The organism is Burkholderia sp. HAN2018, from assembly GCF_024704855.1.
Classification (GTDB): Bacteria; Pseudomonadota; Gammaproteobacteria; order Burkholderiales; family Burkholderiaceae; genus Burkholderia; species Burkholderia cepacia.
The window spans coordinates 1-21963 of sequence record NZ_QOBB01000118.1 but is presented as its reverse complement, the minus strand read 5'-3'; the positions used below and the strand labels follow the sequence as shown (position 1 = coordinate 21963).

General features: G+C 65.5%; 21 protein-coding genes. 6 read left to right on the top strand and 15 right to left on the bottom strand.

Annotated features, from left to right (window positions below; translation table 11 throughout):
* From DPV74_RS25460 to DPV74_RS25450, 3 genes are all read left to right on the top strand, one after another.
* Positions 1–2155 (top strand): ImcF-related family protein (locus DPV74_RS25460; RefSeq protein ID WP_276139324.1); only part of this gene is annotated, 2155 nt, incomplete at its 5' end.
* Positions 2152–3141, top strand: coding sequence for a type VI secretion system-associated protein TagF (gene tagF, locus DPV74_RS25455; protein ID WP_027788508.1), 990 nt, complete (start codon positions 2152–2154; stop codon positions 3139–3141). The genes DPV74_RS25460 and tagF, both read left to right, overlap by 4 nt.
* A gap of 4 nt (positions 3142–3145) precedes the next feature.
* On the top strand, positions 3146–4075 hold the full coding sequence (locus DPV74_RS25450; RefSeq protein WP_059688450.1) for an OmpA family protein: 930 nt from the start codon (positions 3146–3148) through the stop codon (positions 4073–4075).
* An 85-nt stretch (positions 4076–4160) separates the two neighbouring features.
* Here the strand turns inward: DPV74_RS25450 and tssA are convergent, their stop codons facing one another.
* The 9 genes from tssA to DPV74_RS25405 form a co-directional block, all read right to left on the bottom strand.
* The gene (gene tssA, locus DPV74_RS25445) at positions 4161–5282 is read right to left on the bottom strand and encodes a type VI secretion system protein TssA (protein ID WP_027788510.1); all 1122 of its coding nucleotides are present in this window, start codon (positions 5280–5282) and stop codon (positions 4161–4163) included.
* Positions 5283–5321: 39 nt separating this feature from the next.
* Entirely contained in the window at positions 5322–7991 is a 2670-nt protein-coding gene (gene tssH, locus DPV74_RS25440; protein WP_060082859.1) for a type VI secretion system ATPase TssH, read from the bottom strand.
* 44 nt (positions 7992–8035) lie between these two features.
* Entirely contained in the window at positions 8036–9136 is a 1101-nt protein-coding gene (tssG, locus tag DPV74_RS25435) for a type VI secretion system baseplate subunit TssG (protein WP_021161816.1), read from the bottom strand.
* Entirely contained in the window at positions 9100–10935 is a 1836-nt protein-coding gene (tssF, locus tag DPV74_RS25430; RefSeq protein WP_021161817.1) for a type VI secretion system baseplate subunit TssF, read from the bottom strand. Before tssF ends, tssG begins: the two co-directional genes overlap by 37 nt.
* A gap of 77 nt (positions 10936–11012) precedes the next feature.
* A complete protein-coding gene (tssE, locus tag DPV74_RS25425) occupies positions 11013–11498 on the bottom strand; it encodes a type VI secretion system baseplate subunit TssE (RefSeq protein ID WP_021161818.1) in 486 nt (161 codons plus the stop codon).
* A gap of 344 nt (positions 11499–11842) precedes the next feature.
* Positions 11843–12346 carry a type VI secretion system tube protein Hcp gene (locus DPV74_RS25420; RefSeq protein WP_006477093.1) on the bottom strand — a complete coding sequence of 168 codons (504 nt, stop codon included), beginning with the start codon at positions 12344–12346 and terminating at the stop codon, positions 11843–11845.
* Between the two features lie 70 nt (positions 12347–12416).
* Positions 12417–13907, bottom strand: coding sequence for a type VI secretion system contractile sheath large subunit (tssC, locus tag DPV74_RS25415; RefSeq protein WP_006477094.1), 1491 nt, complete (start codon positions 13905–13907; stop codon positions 12417–12419).
* A 15-nt stretch (positions 13908–13922) separates the two neighbouring features.
* A complete protein-coding gene (gene tssB, locus DPV74_RS25410) occupies positions 13923–14438 on the bottom strand; it encodes a type VI secretion system contractile sheath small subunit (RefSeq protein ID WP_027788514.1) in 516 nt (171 codons plus the stop codon).
* A 44-nt stretch (positions 14439–14482) separates the two neighbouring features.
* Positions 14483–15121, bottom strand: a complete 639-nt coding sequence (locus tag DPV74_RS25405) for a M48 family metallopeptidase (RefSeq protein WP_059486510.1) — start codon at positions 15119–15121, stop codon at positions 14483–14485.
* A 373-nt stretch (positions 15122–15494) separates the two neighbouring features.
* Here DPV74_RS25405 and tssJ point away from each other — a divergent pair, with 373 nt between their 5' ends.
* From tssJ to icmH, 3 genes are all read left to right on the top strand, one after another.
* A complete protein-coding gene (tssJ, locus tag DPV74_RS25400) occupies positions 15495–16106 on the top strand; it encodes a type VI secretion system lipoprotein TssJ (RefSeq protein WP_027788516.1) in 612 nt (203 codons plus the stop codon).
* Between the two features lie 102 nt (positions 16107–16208).
* Complete coding sequence (gene tssK / locus DPV74_RS25395) at positions 16209–17555, top strand: type VI secretion system baseplate subunit TssK (protein ID WP_011350756.1); 1347 nt, start codon at positions 16209–16211, stop codon at positions 17553–17555.
* Positions 17552–18334: a type IVB secretion system protein IcmH/DotU gene (icmH, locus tag DPV74_RS25390; RefSeq protein ID WP_027788517.1), complete on the top strand. Its 783-nt coding sequence runs from the start codon at positions 17552–17554 to the stop codon at positions 18332–18334. Before tssK ends, icmH begins: the two co-directional genes overlap by 4 nt.
* A gap of 92 nt (positions 18335–18426) precedes the next feature.
* Here the strand turns inward: icmH and DPV74_RS25385 are convergent, their stop codons facing one another.
* The 6 genes from DPV74_RS25385 to DPV74_RS25360 all read right to left on the bottom strand — a co-directional run bounded on the left by DPV74_RS25385 (position 18427) and on the right by DPV74_RS25360 (position 21758).
* Positions 18427–19122, bottom strand: coding sequence for a hypothetical protein (locus DPV74_RS25385; RefSeq protein WP_049096226.1), 696 nt, complete (start codon positions 19120–19122; stop codon positions 18427–18429).
* Positions 19119–19505, bottom strand: a complete 387-nt coding sequence (locus DPV74_RS25380; protein ID WP_247040056.1) for a hypothetical protein — start codon at positions 19503–19505, stop codon at positions 19119–19121. The genes DPV74_RS25385 and DPV74_RS25380 overlap by 4 nt, the downstream gene beginning before the upstream one ends.
* Positions 19468–19977 (bottom strand): SMI1/KNR4 family protein, encoded by a 510-nt coding sequence (locus DPV74_RS25375; protein WP_205571942.1) that lies wholly within the window; start codon positions 19975–19977, stop codon positions 19468–19470. Before DPV74_RS25375 ends, DPV74_RS25380 begins: the two co-directional genes overlap by 38 nt.
* Positions 19974–20462, bottom strand: a complete 489-nt coding sequence (locus tag DPV74_RS25370) for a DUF4265 domain-containing protein (protein ID WP_119338190.1) — start codon at positions 20460–20462, stop codon at positions 19974–19976. The genes DPV74_RS25375 and DPV74_RS25370 overlap by 4 nt, the downstream gene beginning before the upstream one ends.
* Before the next feature lie 103 nt (positions 20463–20565).
* On the bottom strand, positions 20566–21147 hold the full coding sequence (locus DPV74_RS25365) for an SUKH-4 family immunity protein (protein ID WP_162923134.1): 582 nt from the start codon (positions 21145–21147) through the stop codon (positions 20566–20568).
* 287 nt (positions 21148–21434) lie between these two features.
* Positions 21435–21758: a hypothetical protein gene (locus tag DPV74_RS25360; RefSeq protein ID WP_091924951.1), complete on the bottom strand. Its 324-nt coding sequence runs from the start codon at positions 21756–21758 to the stop codon at positions 21435–21437.
* Positions 21759–21963 lie beyond the last annotated feature (205 nt).

Here is a 21963-nt window from a genome sequence, read left to right as displayed (position 1 = left end):
GCCGCAGGCCGGTGCCGCACTGGCCGCGTCCGGCACCGCGCCGGCCGCCGCGCAACAGCCGGCCGCTCCGCAGGGCGGCCTCTACAGCGACGCGTCGCCGACCAACGTGCAGGACGCGTACAACGCGCTCAAGACGTACCTGATGCTGTCCGACAAGCGTCACGTCGAACAGGCGCACCTGACCGACCAGCTCGCCCGCTTCTGGCGCGGCTGGCTCGAGACGAATCGCGGCAACATGCCGCGCGACGAGATGATCAAGAGCGCCGAGCGCATGATCTCGTTCTACCTGTCGCGCGTGAACGACGACGACTGGCCGATGATCGACGCGAACCTCGCGCTCGTCGACCAGACCCGCGAGAACCTGCGCCGCGTCGTGCGCGGCATGCCGGCCCGCCAGCGCGTGTACGAGGAAATCAAGGCGCGCGCGTCGACCCGCTTCGCGCCGATGACCATCGCGCGCATCGTCGGCGACGGCAACCAGGGGCTCGTGGCAGGCAGCTACGCGATTCCGGGCACGTTCACGCGCGAAGCGTGGTTCGACTACGTGCAGCCGGCGATCCGCGACGCGGCGACCAAGGAACTGCAGGCGAAGGACTGGGTGCTGAACACGTCGACGCAGGACGACCTGACGCTCGAGGGCAGCCCCGAGCAGATCCAGAAAACGCTCGTCGGCATGTACAAGACCGAGTATGCGCAGCACTGGCAGAAGTTCATGCAGGGCATCGCCGTGCAGGGCTTCAGCAGCTTCGGCCAGGCCGTCGACGGGATGAACCGCCTCGGCGACCCGCAGGATTCGCCGATCCGCAAGATCCTCGAGACCGCGTACGACCAGACGTCGTGGGACAACCCGTCGCTCGCGAACGTGACGATCAAGAAGGCGCAGACGGGGGTCGTGAACTGGGTCAAGCAACTGTTCTCGCGCTCGCCGGCCGGCCAGGTGGCGGCCGCCAACATCGACATCAACGGCAATCCGGCCGAGGTGCCGATGGGTCCGATCGGCCAGGAATTCATCGGGCTCGCGCGGATCGTCGCGGTGCATGACGGCACGTCGATGCTCAAGGGCTACATGGAGTCGCTGTCGAAGGTCCGCACGCGCTTCAACGTGATCAAGAACCAGGGCGACCCGGGCCCGGGCGCGCGCCAGCTGATGCAGCAGACGCTCGACGGCAACGGTTCGGAACTCGCCGATTCGCTGAAGCTCGTCGACGAACAGATGCTGACCGGCCTCACCGATTCGCAACGCAAGTCGCTGCGTCCGCTGCTCGTGCGGCCGCTGATGCAGGCGTTCGCGGTCGTGATCCAGCCGGCCAGCGCCGAAGTCAACAAGGTGTGGAACGCGCAGGTCTACCAGCCGTTCCAGAACTCGCTCGCGACGAAGTACCCGTTCGCGGCGAGCGCGAAGGTCGAGGCCGGCGCCGGTGAGATCGCGCAGGTGTTCGGGCCGGACGGCTCGATCGCGAAGTTCGTCGGCACGACGCTCGGGCCGCTCGCGGTGCGCCGCGGCGACACCCTCGCCGCCCGCACGTGGGGCGACATGGGCATCGGCCTCACGCCGGACTTCACGAACGGCTTCGCGCGCTGGGTCGCGCCGCTCGCGGGCGGTGCGGCAAGCGGCGCGGCCGCGTCGTCCGAGCCGCAGACCGTGTTCCAGATCCTGCCGCAGCCGAGCACGGGCACGACGGAATACACGATCGCGATCGACGGCCAGCAACTGCGCTACCGCAACACGCCGCCGCAGTGGACCAACTTCGTGTGGCCGAACCCGCAGGGCTCGCCGGGCGCGACGCTGTCCGCGACGACCTTCGACGGCCGCACGGTGCAGCTCGTCAACGAGCCGGGCCGCTACGGCCTCGAGAAGCTGATCAACTCGGCGCAACGCAAGCGCCGTCCGGACGGCACCTTCGACCTGACGTGGGCGCAGGGCAACGTGAACGTGTCGGTGACGATGCGCATCATCAGCACGTCGCAACCGTCCGGCGGCGGGGGCAGCGACCAGCCGCAGCAGCAGAGCCTGCGCGGCCTGCAACTGCCGTCGTCGGTCGCCGACGCGAGCGCGGGCGCCGCGCAGAACGCGACCCAGTCCGGCACGGGTACGCCGGGCGCAGCGCCGGCCGTCGCGGCCGCCAACGCAACGAATGCACAGGGGGCGCAATGACGCAAACCGTACAGGCGCAAATCGCCTACTTCGGCAAGATTCCGTCGCGCGGCGACTTCGTGAAGAGCCCGCACAATCCGCAGTTGCTGCAGACGCTCGACCGCTGGATCGCGCAGGCGCTCGAACTGCTCGCGGAAGATCCGCGCTGGAAGCTCGTCTACGAGGATGCGAAGCCGATGCATTTCGCGTTCCTCGGCTCGCGCAGCAAGCTCGCGATCGCGGGCCACATGGTCGCGAGCCACGACGTGTCGATGCGCCGCTTCCCGTTCCTCGGCGCAACGGCGCTCGAAGTCGACCGGCCGCTCGCGTTCCTCGCGCGCAGCCCGCTGGCGTTCGCGCGGCTGTGGTCGCGCGTCGCCACGCAGATCCCGCCGCTGCTCGGCAAGGACGAGCCGCCCGGCGCGCTGCAGGCGCTCGGCGACACGCAGGTGCCGATCGACGTCGGCGGCCCCGGCACGTCGCATGACGGCACCTTCAACGATTTCGTCGAACACCAGTCGCTGTACGGCCTCCAGGAGATGCTGCTCGACAGCGGTCATCCCGTGCGACTGCGCGGCGCGATGCTCGCGCTCGGCTCGCTGCTGCGGCCGGTGATGCAGAGCGGCTCGTCGCACATCGAACGCGGCCTCACGCTGCCGCTGCCGGTCGATCCGTTCTACCGCAGCCTCGTCGCCGCGTTCTGGCTCGAACTGATTGCACCGTTCGTCGCGCAGGCCGACTTCGAGCTCGCGATCTTCATCGGCACGATCGCCGAGCGCGAACGGCTCATCATCGGCTTCAACGGCGCGTCGGCCAAGACGCTGCTGAGCGTCGTCGACCCGCAGACCTACGCCGCCCACAACATCGACATCGACGATCCCGAGTGGATCGACGCCCATGCGCAAAACGATCACCAGATCAGCAAGCTCGTCAGCTACCTCGACCAACCGCAACTCTCGCTGCGCGTCGCCATCGACGCGTTCCGCGAAGCGTTCATCGGAGGCTGACGGGATGCATCGCATGAATCACGTCCTCGCCGCCCTCCTCGCCTCGGGCCTGTTCATCGGCAGCGGCACGGCTTTCGCGCAGAACACGGGCGCGACGGTCACGCCGGTCGGCAACGGCACGGTCGCGACGACCGCGCTGCCCGCGAACACCGGTGCCGCACCGGGGACGGCGTCAGGCGCCGTCGTGCACGGCACGGCCGGCACCGCGAGCACCATCACGCCGCCGCCCGCGGCCGCGACACCCGGCCAGGTGGTCGTCGGCGGCAAGGTGCCCGACGAGGCGACCAAGGCCGCCGTGCTGCAGAAGCTGCGCGACACCTACGGCGCGACGAACGTCGTCGACCAGATCGAGGTCGGCGACGTCGCGACGCCGCCGAACTGGAGCGCGAACGTGCAGAAGCTGCTCGGCGCGCAGCTCAAGCAGATCAGCAAGGGGCAGTTGAAGATCAACGGCACGCAGATCGAGATGAAGGGCGAGGTGCACAACGAAGCGCAGCGCCAGCAGCTCGCGAGCGACATGGCGAACACGCTGAACCCGACGTATACGATCAGGAACGGGCTGCGCGTATCGGCGTCCGAACAGGGCGTGCTCGACCAGACGCTCGCGAACCGGACGATCGAGTTCGAGACGGGCAGCGCAACGCTCACGCCGCAGGGCAAGCTGATCCTCGACCAGATGGCGGCCGCGCTCGCGAAGATGCAGAACCGCACGGTCGACATCATCGGTCACACCGACAACTCGGGGAACCGCACGTCGAACATTGCGCTGAGCCAGGCGCGCGCGGATGCGGTGAAGGGTTACCTGATCACGAAGAGCATTCCGCCGCAGCAGATGACGACGACGGGCGTCGGGCCGGATCAGCCGATCGCGCCGAACGATACGGCGGACGGGCGGGCGCGGAATCGACGGATCGAGTTCCGGGTGGGGCAGTAAGCGTAGAGGGATGTCACGGGCCGCTTCGTACGGAGCGGCCCGGCAGGCGACGGGCGGCGGCAGCGATGCGCCGCCCGTTTCGCGTTTACGACTGCTCGTCCGGCCTCACGCCCAGCAGTTCGCGAATATGCGACAGCGAGCCGTCGTCCTTCACAACGCTCTCGAGCCACTTGTGCAGCGGCATGTCGGCCCATTCGGCCGCCTTGTCGGCGAGATACGCGACCGGGCTGTGCGGCTCGGTCTGGCGGAAATAGCGGGCGACCGCGCGCAACTGGTCGACGGCCTGCGCACGGTTCTGGATGCCGGCGATCATCTGCGTCACCGGGGCGCGCGGAACGGGCTGCGGCTGCACGTGAGTCTCCTCGGTCTGAATCGGGTTGCCGAACACCGGCTCGATGCGCTCGGGTTGCGCCTGCGGTGCCGACTGCGTGTGCGGCGCGCTGCCCGTATAACCCTGCTCGCGCGCAAAGCGCTCGGCGAGCCGGTACACGGTCTCGAACGCGTCGCGCGCCTGCCGGAAGCTCGGTGCCGAATCGCCCGCGCGCTCGACGAGCCGCTCCTCGAACGCATCGAGCGCGAATTCGAACGCCTTCAGGTTCGCGAGCAGCGCCGTGTAGAACGCGATCGACGTCACGCGCCGCGACGAATCGATCTGCTCGATCGACGGCTTGCCGCGTGCGATGTCGTCCGCGTGTTCGGGGTCGCGCTTGATGGCCTGCGCGACGTGCTGCGCCACTTCCCAGTCGAGCGTGCTGAACGCGTTCGACGCGCCGTCCGTCAATGGCACCGCGCGCAGCAGCTCGGCCGTGCGGCCGGACAGCCACGCGACGTTGCCGAGCCGGTGCTCGGTGTCGTCGTCTTCCGGCAGCGGGTGCACGGTGTCCCAGAAGTCGCGGCACAGGCCCTCGAGCAACGCATAGCCTTCGGTGAGGCCGGTGATGCCGTCCTCGAGCGCGAGCGCCTCGGTCAGCCATACGGCGAGCCGCAGGTCCTTCGTGCGCGTGCGCAGCAGCTCGCCTGCGTGATCGACGACGAAGCCCCAGTCGGCCTCCTTGATCTCGGTCACCCATTCGCCCTGGTCGAGCGTCGGATCGTCGTAGCGCCGCGCGTCCTGGATCGCGTCGAATTCGTTCGAAAACAGCAGGTCGTCGCCGCTGGGCGACGCATCGCTGATCGGCGTCAGCAGCTCGGGAAGATTGATCGGCATGGTTTCAGTTCATCAATGCTGGGTGATGCGCGGCCGCGCTCATTCGACGGTGTACGTGAATTCGCCGGCCTCGTCCGCGCGCACCGCGATGCGCGCGATGGCCGCGCCGTCGGCGATCCGGCCGAGCACGTGGCCCGCGATCTCCGGCAGCAGCGTGCCGTTCAGGATATGGTCGACGTTGCGGGCGCCCGAATCGACTTCGGTGCAGCGCGCGAGCACCGCGTCGACGAGCGACTCGTCCCATTCGAACGCCGCCTTGTGGTTCGCCTCGATCCGGCGGCGGATCCGCTCGAGCTTCAGCTCGATGATCTCGGCCAGCACGTCGTCGGAAATCGGGTAGTACGGCACGACCTTCATCCGCCCGAGGAACGCGGGCTTGAACGTCTTGTACAGCTGCGGGCGCAGCGTCTCGGCAAGGGCATCCGGATCGGGCAGTTCCTCGGCCGGCTTGTTCAGGCACGCCTGCATCACCGCGGCGGAACCGACGTTCGACGTCAGGATGATCAGCGTGTTGCGGAAGTCGATCTCGCGCCCTTCCGCATCGTCCATCGCCCCCTTGTCGAACACCTGGAAGAACATCTCGAGCACGTCGGGGTGCGCCTTCTCGACTTCGTCGAGCAGCACGACCGAATACGGGTTGCGGCGCACGGCCTCGGTCAGCACGCCGCCTTCACCGTAGCCGACGTAGCCCGGCGGCGAGCCCTTCAGGCCCGACACGCTGTGCGCTTCCTGGTACTCGCTCATGTTGATCGTGACCATCTTGCGCTCACCGCCGTACAGGATGTCGGCCAGCGCGAGCGCCGTCTCGGTCTTGCCGACACCCGACGGCCCGACGAACATGAACACGCCGCGCGGCTTGTTCGGATCCTCGAGGTTCGCGGTCGCGGTGCGCACGCGCTGCGCGATCGCGTCGAGCGCATGGTCCTGGCCGATCACGCGCGCGGTGAGCAGCGGCTGCAGGTTCAGCACGGTGTCGATCTCGTCCTTCACCATCCGGCCGAGCGGAATGCCCGTCCACGCGGCGACGATCTCGGCGACGACATGGCCGTCGACCTGCAGCGGCACCATCGGCTCGCCGCCCTGCAGCGCGTGCAGCGCCGCGACGCGCTCGGCGAGCTTGTCGCGGGTCGCCTGCACGTCGACCGGCTGGCCGTCTTCCGACGGGCCGCGTGCCTTGTCGAGCGTGTCGCGCAGTTCGGTGATTTCGGCGACGATCGCACGCTCGGCTTCATAACGCGCTTCGTCCTTCGCCAGTTGTTCGAGCGCCGTGTCGCGCGCGCCGCGCAGCTCGCCGAGCCGCTCGTCGTGCGCCGCGCCGCCGGCCGCCTCGCGCTCCAGCGACGCGATTTCCGCGTCGATCCGCTCGATGCGCTTCTTCGTGTCGTCGATCGCCGCCGGCGTCGCGCTGTGCGCGAGCGCGACCTTCGCGCATGCGGTGTCGAGCACGCTGATCGCCTTGTCCGGCAGCTGGCGGCCGCTGATGTAGCGGTGCGACAGACGCACGGCCTCGGTGATCGCATCGTCGAGGATCCGCACGTTGAAATGCTTTTCCATCAGGCCGGACATTCCGCGCAGCATCGCGGCCGCGAGCGGCTCGCTCGGCTCTTCGACCTTCACGACCTGGAAGCGCCGCGCAAGCGCCGCGTCCTTCTCGAAGTACTTCTTGTATTCGCTCCACGTCGTCGCGGCGATCGTGCGCAGTTCGCCGCGCGCGAGCGCCGGCTTCAGCAGGTTCGCCGCGTCGTTCTGGCCGGCCTGGCCGCCCGCGCCGATGATCGTGTGCGCCTCGTCGATGAACAGGATGATCGGGTGCGCGCTCTTCTTCACCTCGTCGATCACGCTCTTCAGGCGATTCTCGAACTCGCCCTTCACGCTCGCGCCGGCCTGCAGCAGCCCCATGTCGAGCACGTGCAGCGCGACGCCGCGCAACGGCGGCGGCACGTCGTCGGCCGCGATGCGCAGCGCGAGGCCCTCGACGACCGCCGTTTTGCCGACGCCGGCCTCGCCGGTCATGATCGGGTTGTTCTGGCGGCGACGCATCAGGATGTCGATCGCCTGGCGGATCTCGGCTTCGCGGCCGATCACCGGGTCGATCTTGCCGTCGCGTGCGCGCTGCGTGAGGTTGGTCGTGTACGTGTCGAGGGCGGGCGTCTTCGACGGGCCCGCCGCGGGCGCCGCGCCGTCGGCTGCCGGCGCGAGGCCGCCGTCTTCCGTATCGGCCTGGCGCGGTTCGGCCTCGCTCGATCCGGCCATGATTTCGTCGAACTTGTGCTTCAGGTCCGTCACGTTCACTTCCGCGAACTGCGACGACATCCGCTGCGCGAATTGCGCGAGATCCGGCGCGGTCAGCAGCGCGAGCAGGAGGTGCCCGGAACGGATGCGGCCGAGCTGCGAATCGAGCGACGCGATCAGCCACGCCTGCTCGAACAGCGCGATCAGGTGCACGGAGAACACCGGCGTGCGCGTGTTGCCGGTCTTCAGGCGCGTCAGCTCCCGCTCCAGATCGGCGCGCAGCGCATGCGGATCGACACGGCTCGCGCGCAGCGCGAGCGGCAGGTCGCCCGCCGGCTCCTCGAGCAACGCGAGGAACAGGTGCTCCAGATCGACTTCGTAGTGGCCGCGCGCCAGGCACGCGCTCGCCGCACGCTCGGTCGCGTGGCGGCACAGCGGGTTCAGTTTCGTGATCAGGGTCTTCAGAGGCGTGCTCATGGCGTCGATCTCAGGTTCGATTGTGTGTTTGTTGTCGTTCGGAATCAGTGAATCACGTGCAGTTCGTAGCGCGCGTCGGAGCGATCCTCGAGCGCGTCCCGCGTGCACAGGAACGCGTCCCAGCCGAGCCGCGAGCCGGCGCCGAGCACGCTCGCACCGACCTCGGTGCGCTTGAGCACGAGCTTCACCTCGTATTCGAGCGTGACGCCGGCGAGCAGCGTCAGCATCCGCTCCAGTGCGACGGCCTGCGCGCCGCCGGGCAGGAATGCTTCGTAGTCGCGCTTGGACAGCGGGCCGACGACGATCCGCGCGCGCATGTCGCGCTGCCATACGCGTTCGCCGACCAGCGCCGTCGCGCCGAGCACCGCGTTGACCTCGCCGAGCACGCTCAGCTGGTCGGGCGGCACGTCGTACCACTTGCCGACGAACTGGTCGATCTTCACCGGCACGCGGAAATAGTCGGACAGCGTGCGCTGCAGGTATGCGGCCGACATCGGCCGGTGCCGCGCGGCCAGCGCATAACCGGCAACGGCCTCGTCGAGCACGCCGCCCACGCCGGCCGCGAGGCTGTCGCGCACTTCGTCGCTCGGCACGCCCGCGATCGCGAGCAGCAGCGGCAGATAGCGTTCGTCGCGATCGAGCTCGTAATGGAACGGCAGCCGGTATTTCTTCCACGCGGCATAGAACAGCGCGGTCGCGCGGTTCGAGAACACGTCGAAGAATGCGCGCGCCGCGTGGTCGCGCTTCAGGTGCTCGCGCGCGATGATCTGCTCGGTGTAATGCAGCGGCAGCGCGCCCTGCCCGCCAAGCAGCCCGAAGAACGCGGGCGTCAGCTCGACGTGGCCGAGCTCGCCGGCCGCGAGCGCGGCGCCGCGCTGCTCGTCCGTCTTCAGTTGCGTGCCGTCGCCGTCGAACGAGCGCGCGCCTTCGATCTCGCTCGGCGGAAAGCCGAGCGACAGCGTGTTGCGGAATTCGATGCGCTGCGCGACCACGTCGCCCTGCCGCCACGCGCCGGGCGCATCCGACGCCTGCCGCGCGAACAGCCCTTCGAGCACGCGCACGGCCTGGAAGAACTCGAAGCGGTGCGGTTCGTCGAGCAGTGCGTCGACTACGCCAGGATCGATTCGCCGGTCCGGGGCTTGCATCGGATGATCTCCTCGCCGGTGCGCTTCGACACGACGACTAGTTGAACGAAACTGTTGAGGTGGACGTACAGCCCGAAGAAGCTGTCGAGCACGCGCACGAACGAAGCAAGGCTCGCGCCGACGAAGTGCTCCTCGTCGATCGTCAGGCGGATCTCGATGCCGCGCACGAAGGTCGCGAACGGTTTGCCCGGCAGCCACTGCACGGCGCCGCGCTGCTCGACGCCGGCGAGGCCGTCGATCTGGCGCATCGACACGGCGGTGCGCCGCAGGTCGTACAGCGTCAGCATTTCCTTCAGCGGCGCGAGGCCGTGCGCGACCAGCGACACGTGATTGAGCGCGAGGTGCGACACGAGCCGCCAGTGCGCGGCGCGGCCGCGCTCGAAGCGCACGCTCTGCGTCGGGCGGCGCAGCATCGAGATGCCGCTCGTCTGCGCGCCGCCTTCCTGGAACAGGTCGCCGCCTTCGAGCCCGAACGCGAGCATGGCCGGCAGGTCGCGGTTCGTGCAGGTGAGGTCGAGGCTCAGCGTGTCGGTCTGCGGCGACGTCGGCTCGAAATCGATGTCGACGATCGAGATTTCGGTTTCATAGCCGGGGCTCTTCTGCGCGACCCAGTCGTTGCGGCGCGCGAACCAGTAATGGCCGATCCGCGCCGATTCGCCGTGATGCAGCGAGTAGAACGGCCGGAATTCGATCACCGATTCCTCGTGCGCCTGCTGCCTGACGAGCTTCACCGAATCGATCGAGTACACCTCGTAAGCGAACGCGCGCCGCGCCTCGGCGATCACCGGGTAGGACACCGCGCGGTGCGTGATGCGGATCGGCTCGCCGTGCTGGCGGAACAGGTTGACGATCGGCGTGCAGAACAGCCGGAAGTGGCTCGCCGTCAGCAGCTCGAGCAGCCGCGCGACGTGCGAATCGCTGCGCACGTCCTGCAGCACGAGATGCAGTGTCGCCCGCTGGCAGCGTCCCGTCGCGCGCGCGATCGCCGCGATGTCGAAGTCGACGAAATCGAACTTGTCGGGGAACGCGAAGTATTCGGTGAGCAGGCGATACGCGGGATGCGATTTCGCCGGGTAGTCGATCAGCGCGTCGTCCTCGTCGAAGCCGGCGTGCGCGATCGGCAGCTTGCGCAACGCGGTCCAGCGACCGTTGCGTTCGGGCTCGACGTACGCGCCGAGCACGTTGACGAACAGGCAGTCGGTCAGCGCGGCGACGAACGACTGCTCGCCGTGCAGGTGCGCGCGCAGCGTCGGCAGCTTCAGCGCACCGAGATCGAGCTGCGCGGCGAGCGACTCGAACGTGATCGAGATCACGCCCGTCGCGTTCGACGGCAGCACCGTCGCGCTCGGCGCGAGCGCGACCGGCGTGTAGCGCGCTTCCGAGATGCGGATCGGCGCGAGCGTCACGTCATAGGCGGTGCGGAACCGGCACTGCACGCCGCGGATCGGGCGGCTTTTCAGCTCGGTACCGCGATCGATCACGACCGGCTCGGTCTGCTGGCCGGGCGAGGCCGGCGTGAACTGCGCGATCGAGCACGACGGGAACGGCCGCAGGTAGTGCGGATAGAGCACTTCCAGCAGCGCTTCGGTGAATTCGGGGTAGTCGTCGTCGAGCTTCTTGTTGATGCGCGCGCCGAGCAGCGCGAACGACTCGATCATCCGCTCGACGTGCGGATCCTCGCAATGCTCGCCGGACAGCGCGAGCCGCGCCGCGATCTTCGGATAGCGTTCGGCGAAATCTCGCGAATAGCGCCGCAAAAACGATAATTCGCGCTCGTAATACGGCAGCAATTCTTCCATCGACGACCCCGAACCTCAATATTTCCTGCCGGACCCTGAACCATCACCGGGCGGTCCGGCCCGCTCGGCGGCTTGATTTACTGCATTCTTGCGGCGCGTGCGCGCGTGACCGAATACTGCAGCGTCGACGGCTGCAGCATCGCGTCGAAACTCACCGGCTCCTCGGCCGGGTGCACGACGAGCAGCGCCTGGATCGCGAAATAGAGCGCGTTGGTGGCCTGCTCGTTCAGCTCGAACGTCACCTGCACCTGCTGCAGGCGCGGCTCGTGGCGCGCGATGGCCTGCTGGATCGACTTGCAGATGAACGCGCGGTCGTAGTGACTCGCCAGGCTCAGCCCTGCGAAATCGTTCAGCCCGTAGGTCAGCACCGACTTCTGGCACTCCGGCAGCGTGGCCAGCTCGTTCTCGGTGTGGGCGATACGGGTGTTGAGGATCGCCTCGACGTCGCGGGCGACCGTGTTCTTGAGCTCGTCCAGCGACAATTGCCGCATCGCTGCCGAGGCCGGCAGGTGCGGTTCGTCGTCGAACAGCTTGTCGAGAAAACTGGGTTCGAATCGTTTCATAAGGGCCTGTTTCCGCTAATAACGGGCTTGCGAACGTGTGTTGCCGGTCGTAGTGCAAGGAGTGAGGAGCGCCGTTTGGCCGAGCCAAACAAGCGACGAACGACGCCGCAATACGGCCGGCAACGCACGTTCCCCTGTTTGAAAAAATCATTCGTGGGGCTGGCCCCCAGAAGGGCCGATCGCCGCGTCACGCTCCTCGCGAATACGTCGAGTATTCGCTTCGTCGCAATCCTTGCGCTCGGCCCTTCTGGGGGCCAGCGCAAGCCCGTTATTAGCGGAAACAGGCCCTGATTCACAGCGAAAACGGCAACGGGACGACGAGCGCCCCGTTGCCGCAACCGACCTTAGACCGCGTAGGTCTTGTCGTTCTTCGTCAGACTCCAGGCGCCTTGCGTGTTGCCGCCCTGGTTGCCGCCGATCTTCTGCTGGGTTTGCTTCCACTGCACGGCTGCGTACTTCAGCGAGAACGTCTCGAGCGGCAGACCTTCCTCGCGAACGCTCGGGGCGATGCTCGAGATGATCACGTACTTGAGCTTGACTTCCAGATACTGCACGCGCTTGCCTTCACCGTCAGCGCGCGAGAAATGAACCGTCACCTCGTCGAACGTGGTACCGCCCGAAGCGTGTTGGTACAGCAGCGGGCTCGACGAATCGATTTCCTTCGTGAAAATCATGTCGCCGTGCTCGCAACGCGTCATCGTGTGACCGCCAGCGGTCGATGCGGTTGCCGAACGCGGCTGAACGATCGAGTGATCCCACGATTTCAGTTCGATCCAGCCCTGGTGGTCCTTGTCCGCGGACTCGCCCTTCACCGCGGGACTACCAAACTGCAAGTGCATATGTAACATGGCCCTTCGACTCCCCAAAGAGGTGGTTTTAACGTCCTACCCAGGCGGCCCGCCCGGGCGATTTACTCGCTTATGAATTTGCCGGTTTGGGCAGATCAGCGACAAGTCGCAGAGAAATCGAGAGTTCGTCGAGCTGAAAGTGCGGGCGCAGGAACGCGACCGAACGATACGAGCCCGGCTTGCCCGGAATCTCCGACACTTGTATGGATGCCTCGCGCAGCGGGAATTGCGCCTTCTGTTCCTGCGACGCGTTGTCGTCGAGCAGGACGTACTGCGAAATCCACCGGTTGAGGAAAGTCTCCACGTTCTGCGCCGATGCGAAGCTGCCGATCTTGTCCCGCATCATTGCCTTCAGGTAGTGCGCAACGCGCGACACCGAGAAGATGTACTGAAGCTGGGCGGACAGGACGGCGTTCGCATTCGCGCTGTCGGTGCTGTATTTTTTCGGTTTCTGCACCGATTGCGCGGCGAAAAACGCAGCGTAATCCGAGTTCTTGCAATGAACGAGCGGAATGAAGCCGAGGTCGCTCAGTTCCTTCTCGCGGCGATCGGTGATCGCGATTTCGGTCGGGCACTTCAGCGCGACTTCACCGTCGTCGGTCTTGAACGTGTGGGTCGGCAGGTCCTCGACGAGGCCGCCGCCTTCGACGCCGCGGATCGCCGCGCACCAGCCGAAATCGTCGAATGCAGCCGTCAGGCGCGCTGCGAACGCCCACGCGGCGTTGCACCACAGGTACTTGTCATGGTCGGTGCCGTCGACGTCTTCGACGAAGTTGAAGTTCTCCGCGGTCTGGCCGTCCTTCGGATTGAACGGCAGGCGACCGAGGAAGCGCGGCAGCGTCAGGCCGACGTAGCGCGAATCTTCGGCGTCGCGGAACGACTTCCACTTCGCATATTCGACCGTATCGAACACCTTGCCGAGATCACGCGGCTTGCCGAGGTCGGAGAACGACTCGAGGCCGAGCAGCTCGGGCGACGCCGACGCGATGAACGGCGCATGCGCGGCCGCCGCGACGTGCGACATCTGCTCGATGAAGTACATGTCTTCCGGCTGGCGCGAGATCTCGTAATCGCCGATCAGCGCACCGAACGGCGAGCCGCCGAACGTGCCGAATTCCTCTTCGTAGACCTTCTTGAACAGCGCGCTCTGGTCGAATTCGCTCGCGCCCTTGAAGTCGCGCACGAGGTCGCGCTTCGGAGCGTGCAGCGCCTTGATCTTGATCGTCTGGCCGGTGTTGCTTTCCTTGACCAGATAGTCCATCCCGCGCCACGTGCTTTCGAGGCGCTGGAATTCCGGTGCGTGCATCACCGCGGAAAGCTGCGTGGAAATCAGGCGGTCGAGTTCCGCGACGCGCGCGTCGATCGTGGCCGACAGGTTGTCCGACACGATCACCGTGCCGTCGAGCACCTGGTGCACGAGTTCGCCGATCAGGTCCTTCGCACGCGCATGCTCGGAATCGGATTTCGCGACCTTGCTCTTCTCGACGATGTCGTCGAGCAGCGAAGTCCCGGCGGCGTATTCCGCGCCGCTCGCTTGGGCCGCAGCCGTTTGCTGGTTCATCTCAACACTCCGTCGTCATTCGCCGTCTTTGTCGCCGCCGGTGCCCTTCGCGAGCTCCTGCAGCTGCTGCGTGTTCTTCAGCACCTCGGACAGCAGATCCTCGAGCTTGTCGTTGCCGGCGAGCTTGTTGCGCAGGTCGGCGAGCTTCGAGCGCGCCTCGAGCAGGCGGCGCAGCGGCTCGACCTGTTCGACGACTTCGTCCGGGCTGAAATCCGACAGCGAACGGAACTTCAGGTCGACCGCAAACTTGCCGCCACCCTCGCTCAGGCGGTTTTCCACCTGGAACGCGGCACGCGGCTCGATCGCCTTCATCACGTCGTCGAAATTGTCGCGATCGATGTTGACGAACTTGCGGTCGCGCAGCTTCGGCTGCTCGATTTCGGACTGGCCCGCCAGATCGCCGACGACCCCGACGACGAACGGCAGTTCCTTCACCTCGATCGCATCGCCCTTCTCGACCTCGTAGGTCAATTGGACGCGCGGCGGCCGTATTTTCTGCAAGCTTTTCTGAATGCTTTCTTTCTTGGCCATCTCGACGGCTCCCAGGTTAGTTGTGGTTATCGCGTCAGTTGCGGTCAGTTGCGCAGTGCACCGAACGGATCGCCGCCCTTCGGCGCGGCGCCGCCCGACGACGTGTTCGTCGGCGGCACCGTAGCGGTGGTTTCGGCGGCCGGCGTCGTGCCTTTCTTGTGCACGACCGTGCGGGTCCTCTTGATTCGGCCGCTGGTGCGGGCAGTCGTCTCCGGCGGGAACAGCGCCGATTCGCCCAGCGTGTCGCGCAGTTGCTTCGCGAGCGCCTGCGCATCGGACTTCGCGTCGCCCGCGAGCGACGAATCCTGACGCAGCTCGCCGAGCGACTGCGTCGCGATCCGCAGGCCGGCCACGGCCAGCACGCTCTTCGCCTGACGGTCGGTCGCGTCGCGCTGCAGCGCTTCCTGCGCGGCAACGATTGCCTGACCGTAGTGGTTCTGTGCGAACTGGATTTGCGCGATGCGCGACCACGGCTCTTCGCGCGTCGGATCCGACTTCGCGAGCTGCTGATACAGGCCGAGGGCCTTGTCCTGGTCCCCCGCCTTCGCAACTGCGTCCGCATCGGCCAGCGACTTGTTGAACACCTCTGCAGTCGGCGGCGCGGGAGGCTGGCTCGCACAACCGGCGATCACGCCGCAAGCCACTACTACCCCAGACAGTTTTGCGAAGAGACGGTCTTTCATCGTTATATCCACCGGCGCGTGAGTTTTAAATCGTTGAGAATCTGGTTCTTTTGCTTTGCAAGAAGCGCGCGGGTATAGTACCGATCAATTTTTCATAATTCAATCGTCGTGTGAAGAGTAATTCCTTTTAAAACCGGGCGCTACCCCCTCCAATGGCCGCTCGCCGCGGGCTCGCAGCGATTTTTCTTTCGGCCGGAATGGGCAAGTTTTACTGGTTGCACGACGCGCCGCCGGGGTGGCGGAAAAAATTTCCGGACGCTCGCCACGACGCGGGCGTGCTTAATAGTTGAACAGTGCAATGCCGGGGATACGCAACGAGCGCGGAAATACCCGGCAGATTTGACAGGGATAGAGGCAGCACGCCGGAAATACGATGAGATCGTTGATGATTCGCTACGCGCTGCCGCTGGTTGCCTGCGCCCTTCTGGCCGGATGCGCGGCCGCCCCGCTGCTCGGCTCGGCCGCGAGCGCCGTGATGTCCGCCGCCGGCATCGGCAAGCCCGAGGTGCCCGACGCGCAGAAGCCGCCGCGCAGCCTCGGCATCACGCTCGCCGCGGCGCCGAACCTGAACGCCGCGACCGACAACAAGCCGCTCGCGCTTGTCGTGCGGCTCTATACGCTGAAGGACCCGACGTCGTTCCAGCAGGCGCCGTTCGACGCATTTACGGATCCGACCAAGGAAAAAGCCGCGCTGGGCGCGGATTTGCTGAACGTGCGTGAAATCACGCTGATTCCGGGCCAGCGCTATACGGCGACCGAAAAGGTTTCGCGCGAAGCACAAGCGTTCGGCATCGTCGCGCTGTTCCGCGATCCCGCACTACAACGATGGAAACTGACGTTCGACCCGGTGAAGTCGGAGAAATCCGGCATAATCATCGGCCTGCATAATTGCGCGATGACGGTCACCGATGGCACCGTCATCGCACCGCAACAGGGTGCGCCTTCGCAACCGCTGAATTTGCTTTCTTCGGTCTCCTGCGGTTAAACATGACGCACGAATGTCAATTAACAAGAGTTAACAATTGGCGATTTAATTCGGGCACGAACGAATCGATTACATCGCAACGCGACATTAACCGGATTTGACATGAGTTATTCGGCCAAGGTGCTGTGGGGGGAAGGGCTGTTCCTCCGGCCTCAACACTTTCAGCGACAGGACGCGTACCACGAAGCGCGCCTGTTCGAATCGATCCAGGCGATCCAGCCGTACAACTGGGGCGTGCGCTCGGTGCGCATCGACCGCGACGCACTCGGCAGCAACGTGCTGCGGGTGGCCGAGCTCGCGCTCGTGTTCCCGGACGGCGCGCTGTATGCCGCGCCGCAGGCCGACGACCTGCCGCCGCCGATCGCGCTGGACACGCTGCCTGACGGCATCAACGAATTCGTGTTCTATCTCGCGCTGCACCCGCTGCGCGAGAACGGCACCAACTACAGCGACGATCCGGCCGCCGGCTTCATGACGCGTTTCGTCAGCGAGCAGACCAGCGTCGGCGACAACTTCACCGACGCAGCCGAAGCCGACATCACGTTCCTGAAGACGCAGGTCAAGCTGATCGCGCACAGCGAACCGCGCGACCAGCTGCTGTCGGTGCCGCTCGTACGCGTGCGCCGCACCGCGACGTCCGGTTTCGAGATCGACGACAGCTTCGTGCCGCCGTGCCTCGCGATCGACGCATCGCCGATCCTGCACCAGCGGCTGCGCCAGCTCGTCGATGCGCTGCAGGCGAAGGTGAACGCGCTGTACGGCTTTCACCGCGAGCCGTCGAAGAACATCATCGAATTCCGCTCGGGCGACATCGCGTCGTTCTGGCTGCTGCACACCGCGAACGCCGCGTTCGCGACGCTCGCGCACCTGCACCAGCACTCGGCGCTGCATCCCGAGCGGCTGTTCCAGGAACTGCTTCGCCTCGCGGGCCAGCTGATGACGTTCTCGAAGGGCTACACGCTCGCGGACCTGCCGGTGTACCGCCACGACGATCCGGGCCCGAGCTTTGCGCGTCTCGACCTGATGCTGCGCGAGCTGCTCGACACCGTGATCTCGACGCGCTACTTCGCGATCACGCTCGACGAGGTGCGCCCATCGTTCCACCTCGGCCGCCTCGATTCCGGCAAGATCGACGACAAGACCGAGTTCTACCTCGCGGTGTCCGCGGACATGCCGAGCGTCGAGCTCGTCGATGCGGTGCCGGCCCGCTTCAAGGTCGGCGCGCCCGACGACGTCGACAAGCTCGTGCTGTCGGCCATGCCCGGCGTGCGGCTGTCGTACACGCCGCAGGTGCCGCCCGCGATTCCTGTGCGCCCCGGCGCCTGCTACTTCGCGCTCGATTCGCGCGGCGCGCTGTACGAGCGCATGCTGCAGGCCCAGTCCGCGATGATCTACGCGCCGACTGGCATCAATGACCTGAAGTTCGAACTGATCGCGGTCACATCATGAGCTACGCGCCTTCCCTGTTCGGCGACAACGCGCCGCCTCCCCTGCATACCCCGGCGTCGACGGACGCCTCGTTCCAGGCCCGTTCGCTGCTCGACCTGCTGTACGACGGGTTCTTCATGCTGTTCCTGCTCAAGAACGGGCGGGAACCGGATAGCGCGAGCGAGTTCAGCACGCGGATCCAGGAATTCCTGTCGGACTTCGAGCGCGGCGCGAAAAAGCTGAATATCGCGGCCGAGGATGTGTACGGCGCGAAGTTCGCGTTCTGCGCGGCCATCGACGAGATGGTGCTGTCGTCGCAGTTCAAGATCCGCACGGACTGGGAACGCCGGCCGCTGCAGCTCGTGCTGTTCGGCGAGCAGCTCGCGGGGGAGAAGTTCTTCCAGTATCTCGAGGAAGGTCGCGCGCAGGGTGCGGCGCGGCTGCAGTCGCTCGAGGTGTTTCATATGTGCCTGCTGCTCGGGTTCCAGGGCAAGTATCTGCTCGAAGGGCCGGAGAAGCTGGCTTACCTCACCGCGCGGCTGGGGGACGAGATCGCGCATATGAAGGGCAAGCGGGCGCCGTTCGCGCCGCACTGGCCGTTGCCGGATCAGATCGCGCATCGACTCAAACGCGAAGTGCCGGTTTGGGCGATCGGGGCGGTTTTTGCGCTGGTGGCGCTGCTCGGGTATCTCGGGCTCAATACGTATCTGAAGGACAAGACGCTGCAGGCGTTGGCGCCTTATTCGCAGGTCATCAAGGTCGGGCCGGAATCGGCCAATTTGACGATTTCGCTGCCTTGAGGGGCGGAGGTTTCTCGGCCTCGCTTCACGATGAGAAAGGACCGCCCCGGCGGTCCTTTTTTGTTGCGACGTACCATTCGTCGTGCTCGCGGCTACTCGCCGTTCGAATCCAGATCGAGGAAGTCGTCGTGGCGATCAAAGTGGTTGAGACAGCGGACGAGGTCGTCGATCGACGCGCCCGGTTTCTGACGACAGGCCAGATCGACGACGTCCTGGAAGTGCTCGCACGAGTAGCGGAATACGTAACCGAGCTCAGTGACACGTTCGGGGTAGCGCTCGCGATCCTCGTCGTCGACCTGTACCTTGTCGGCGATATAGATCGTCTGCCGCGGACACCAGTCTGCATCGCCGTCATTTCCGTACACATCGTATTGCCACGCCGGATCGTAGCCCGCCGGCCGTTCGGCCTTCGCTCGCACAACCGCGATGAAGTCGGCAAGCGTGAACGTCCTGTTCTTGAAATCTTCCGGGCCGCGAATCTGCAATCCGATGCGCTCGCATTCGATACGCGCCAGCAATCGTTCGGCCCTGTCACGCTCGCACGCCAGCAAGCCGGCATCGAGGTCTCGTGCCGCCGCAAGCGCCCGCTCCAGGAACGGACGCGCCGATCCACTGCGTGACGTCTCGCACATCAGATCGCCCAGCGCGACGAGCGACTGGGCGAGTGCAACGCGATCGCCCTCCTGCTCGGCCTCGGTCAGCGCAAGATGCAGCACGGCTTCGCCTCGATCCGTCATGCCATGATCGAGCAGCATCAGCGCCTTGCGAAAGGTCTGCCGCGCACTCATCGCGACGCCTCGTTGCCGGGCAAATCCATCCAGACGTCTTCGTAGCCGGCGTCGTCGATGATGAAACGCGCGCCGGGCGGCAGCATCAAATAGGGCAAGACGAGCGGCAGGTAGGTAGGCAGATGTGCGGCGTGCAGCGGCTGGTAGAAATCGGGCGCGTCCGAATATTCGCCGCAGTGGAAAAACCAGCCGATGTCATCGCCTTCCGACAGCGCGATGCGTGTGCCATAGACAGGCATCCGCCCGAGCGTCGATATCGCGACCGCAACCTTGTGCTCGGGTTCGGCAGCGCGCAGAGCGTATCGCGCACACACGGCCTCCTGGCGTTCACGCCACTCGGCCGGATCATTCGTCAGGTTCATTTCCCGCCCCTTCCATGCCACCCCGCATCGACAGAAAAGCCGTGAAACTGTCGGATACCGGCGTCGTCTCGCCCGTCTCGTGCGACCAAAGGACGACGGCCGGCTCACACGATACCGCTGTCCGGTCGTAGTCGAAGCAGTAGTAGTCACCTGTCCCGAACTCGGCAAACGGCAACAAGTGCGAGAAATCGGCATCCGTATGGTCGAAATTGTCTCGCCACGCGCGCCAGCCTTCGTCGTAGCGCCGCACGATCGAATTCCACGTCCTGCGCGGATTGCGCGCATCGAAGACGGGGAACACGGGCAGTCCGCCGAGCGACCGGCCGTTGTTGAGAAGCAGCCATGCCGCGAACGAACGCGGCAACGCGCGGCCGAGCAATGCTTCGGCCGCTTCGATTTCGGCCACGGTCGTGCCGATGGTCGGCGTGGGGGGCATCGGTTGATCTTCCTGTCGGTATCCCCGACATACACGGGTTCGATTTTGCACCGTCACGACTCGAGCCACCAGTCGAGCAGCGTTTCGTCGTCCGGATCCTCGAAGTTCCGGTAGATGTTCGCGTAGTACCAGGCAAGGCCGGTTCTTGCCGTGAAGCCGTCGAAGACGGTACGGATTCGCTCGCCTCCCGCACCGGACGGCACCGATAACGCGAGCGATCCACCGTAACAACCGTCGAGCGTACCGCTCAGTTCGGATTCGACCTCGCTCGCAAGCCGGTCGATTTCGCGATCCGGAATCGCGTCGCCATAGATCTGGATGCAGTAGTTTCCGCCGCGCTTCAGTACCGTGGCAGGACGATCGGGGTCATCCATGCGGACAAGATCGCCTTTCGCGAGATTCAGCGCAAGGCCAGGCGATGCCAGCAATTCGTAGATGCCCGGCTCGATCTGGCGCGCGGGAAGTTCTTCATGAACCGGTGCATCTCCGGAGCTACCTGCGTAGACGTGGATCAGGTCGTCATCCTGGTCGGGGTCAAGCATTTCGTTCTCGCCGTAAGTAAGACCGTGTTTCAGTCAATCACTCGTGTCACCCGGGGCTGCCTGCGGATTGGCCTGCGCATTGCTTGAGACTGCTCGCCCGCACTCACCCGCCGACCATCTCCAGGAACACCACCGCTTCCGCATCGGGCAGCGCCTCGCTTATCCGCGCCCGGACTTCAGCAAGGAATGCCGGGCGGATTTCATACGTGTCGTCGACGATGTCGCGTGAGTACTTTCCGACGTACAGCTCGCACCAGATATACAGCGCGTGGGCGAAGTGCGTGAGGGATGACGCAACGCGCAATGGTGCCCAGGAGCCCGCGCCGTGGCGGTCGAACAGCACATCGCCTCCCGGGACGACGATCACGGGATCGCCGCCCATCTGACCCAGCACGATCCAGTCGTCGTGCCATCCGGACAGACGCCGGCCAGATGCGTCGACACGATAGCCGGTCTGGCCAAGCGCGAGACTCGCCTGGTTGCCGTACAACAGGAGGTCGTCAGCGGTCCAGGGAATCGACAGATCGACATCGTTGAGTGCGCCGAACCATGCAGCAATTTCATCGCTCACGGAGAGGGAGCTCGTGGGTGTTGCATGGTCGGGCGCAGGTGCGCCGATGCTTGCTTGCACGCCCACCGTGTCGCGAATTTCGACGATGAACTGCCTCAGATCCCGATCGTGCATCGTGCCTCCCGGCGACATGGCGCCTTGTCGAATCGCTTGCGAACGATACCGGTCTCGGGTCTCTCTGTCAGCCGCATGCCGACACATGAATTCACCGAAATCGTCGATGGAGTCATCGGTCGCTAAACGACTTGCGACCTTCGCATCCCGGACAACGTAATGCGCCGCGGGATTGCCGAGATAGACGGCGCCAAAAATGCATCCTCCTCGAGAAATCGAACGAGCGGATTGGCTGCAATCAGGATGTCCCGCCAGGATTTCATGATGACGTGTGGCAAACCAGGTCGTCAGAACAGGATGAATTCATCGTTCTCTACGTAAAAGACGAATGCGTCGAGCAACTGCGAAACGCTCGGTTCGTCGATTTGGTCGTGGGCGTTGATCACGATATCTTCGATCGTCGCACTATTCAGCGTGACGCTCCAGCCGGGTTGCAGCGCGATCGAGGACGATGCATCGTCTTCGGCATGTTGCGCGTCTGCCGAGAATGCGCCCTCTGTATCGAGCATCCACGGCTTCGGCGGTAGATAGAGCCAGCCAGAGAAGTCGCCGGGCGTTTCGAGGATCTGCTTCAGGCTGACTACGGTCGTCAGGTCGGTTGTTGCGAGCATCGATTGTAGGGGTGGGAGTGACGTTTGGCGGTGCGGATGGCACGGCGTCGTGACATGCACGTGGAGCAGCCCCCTGAAACGCCGGACACAGTCACCCACTTACAATAACGGGTAGGCATAAGACTGTGTTTTTGACTAACACCAGGCAGGAAGTGATGGAAGTGTTGACGGGCCCGGAGCGCCGGCGGCGCTGGACGGCGGAGCA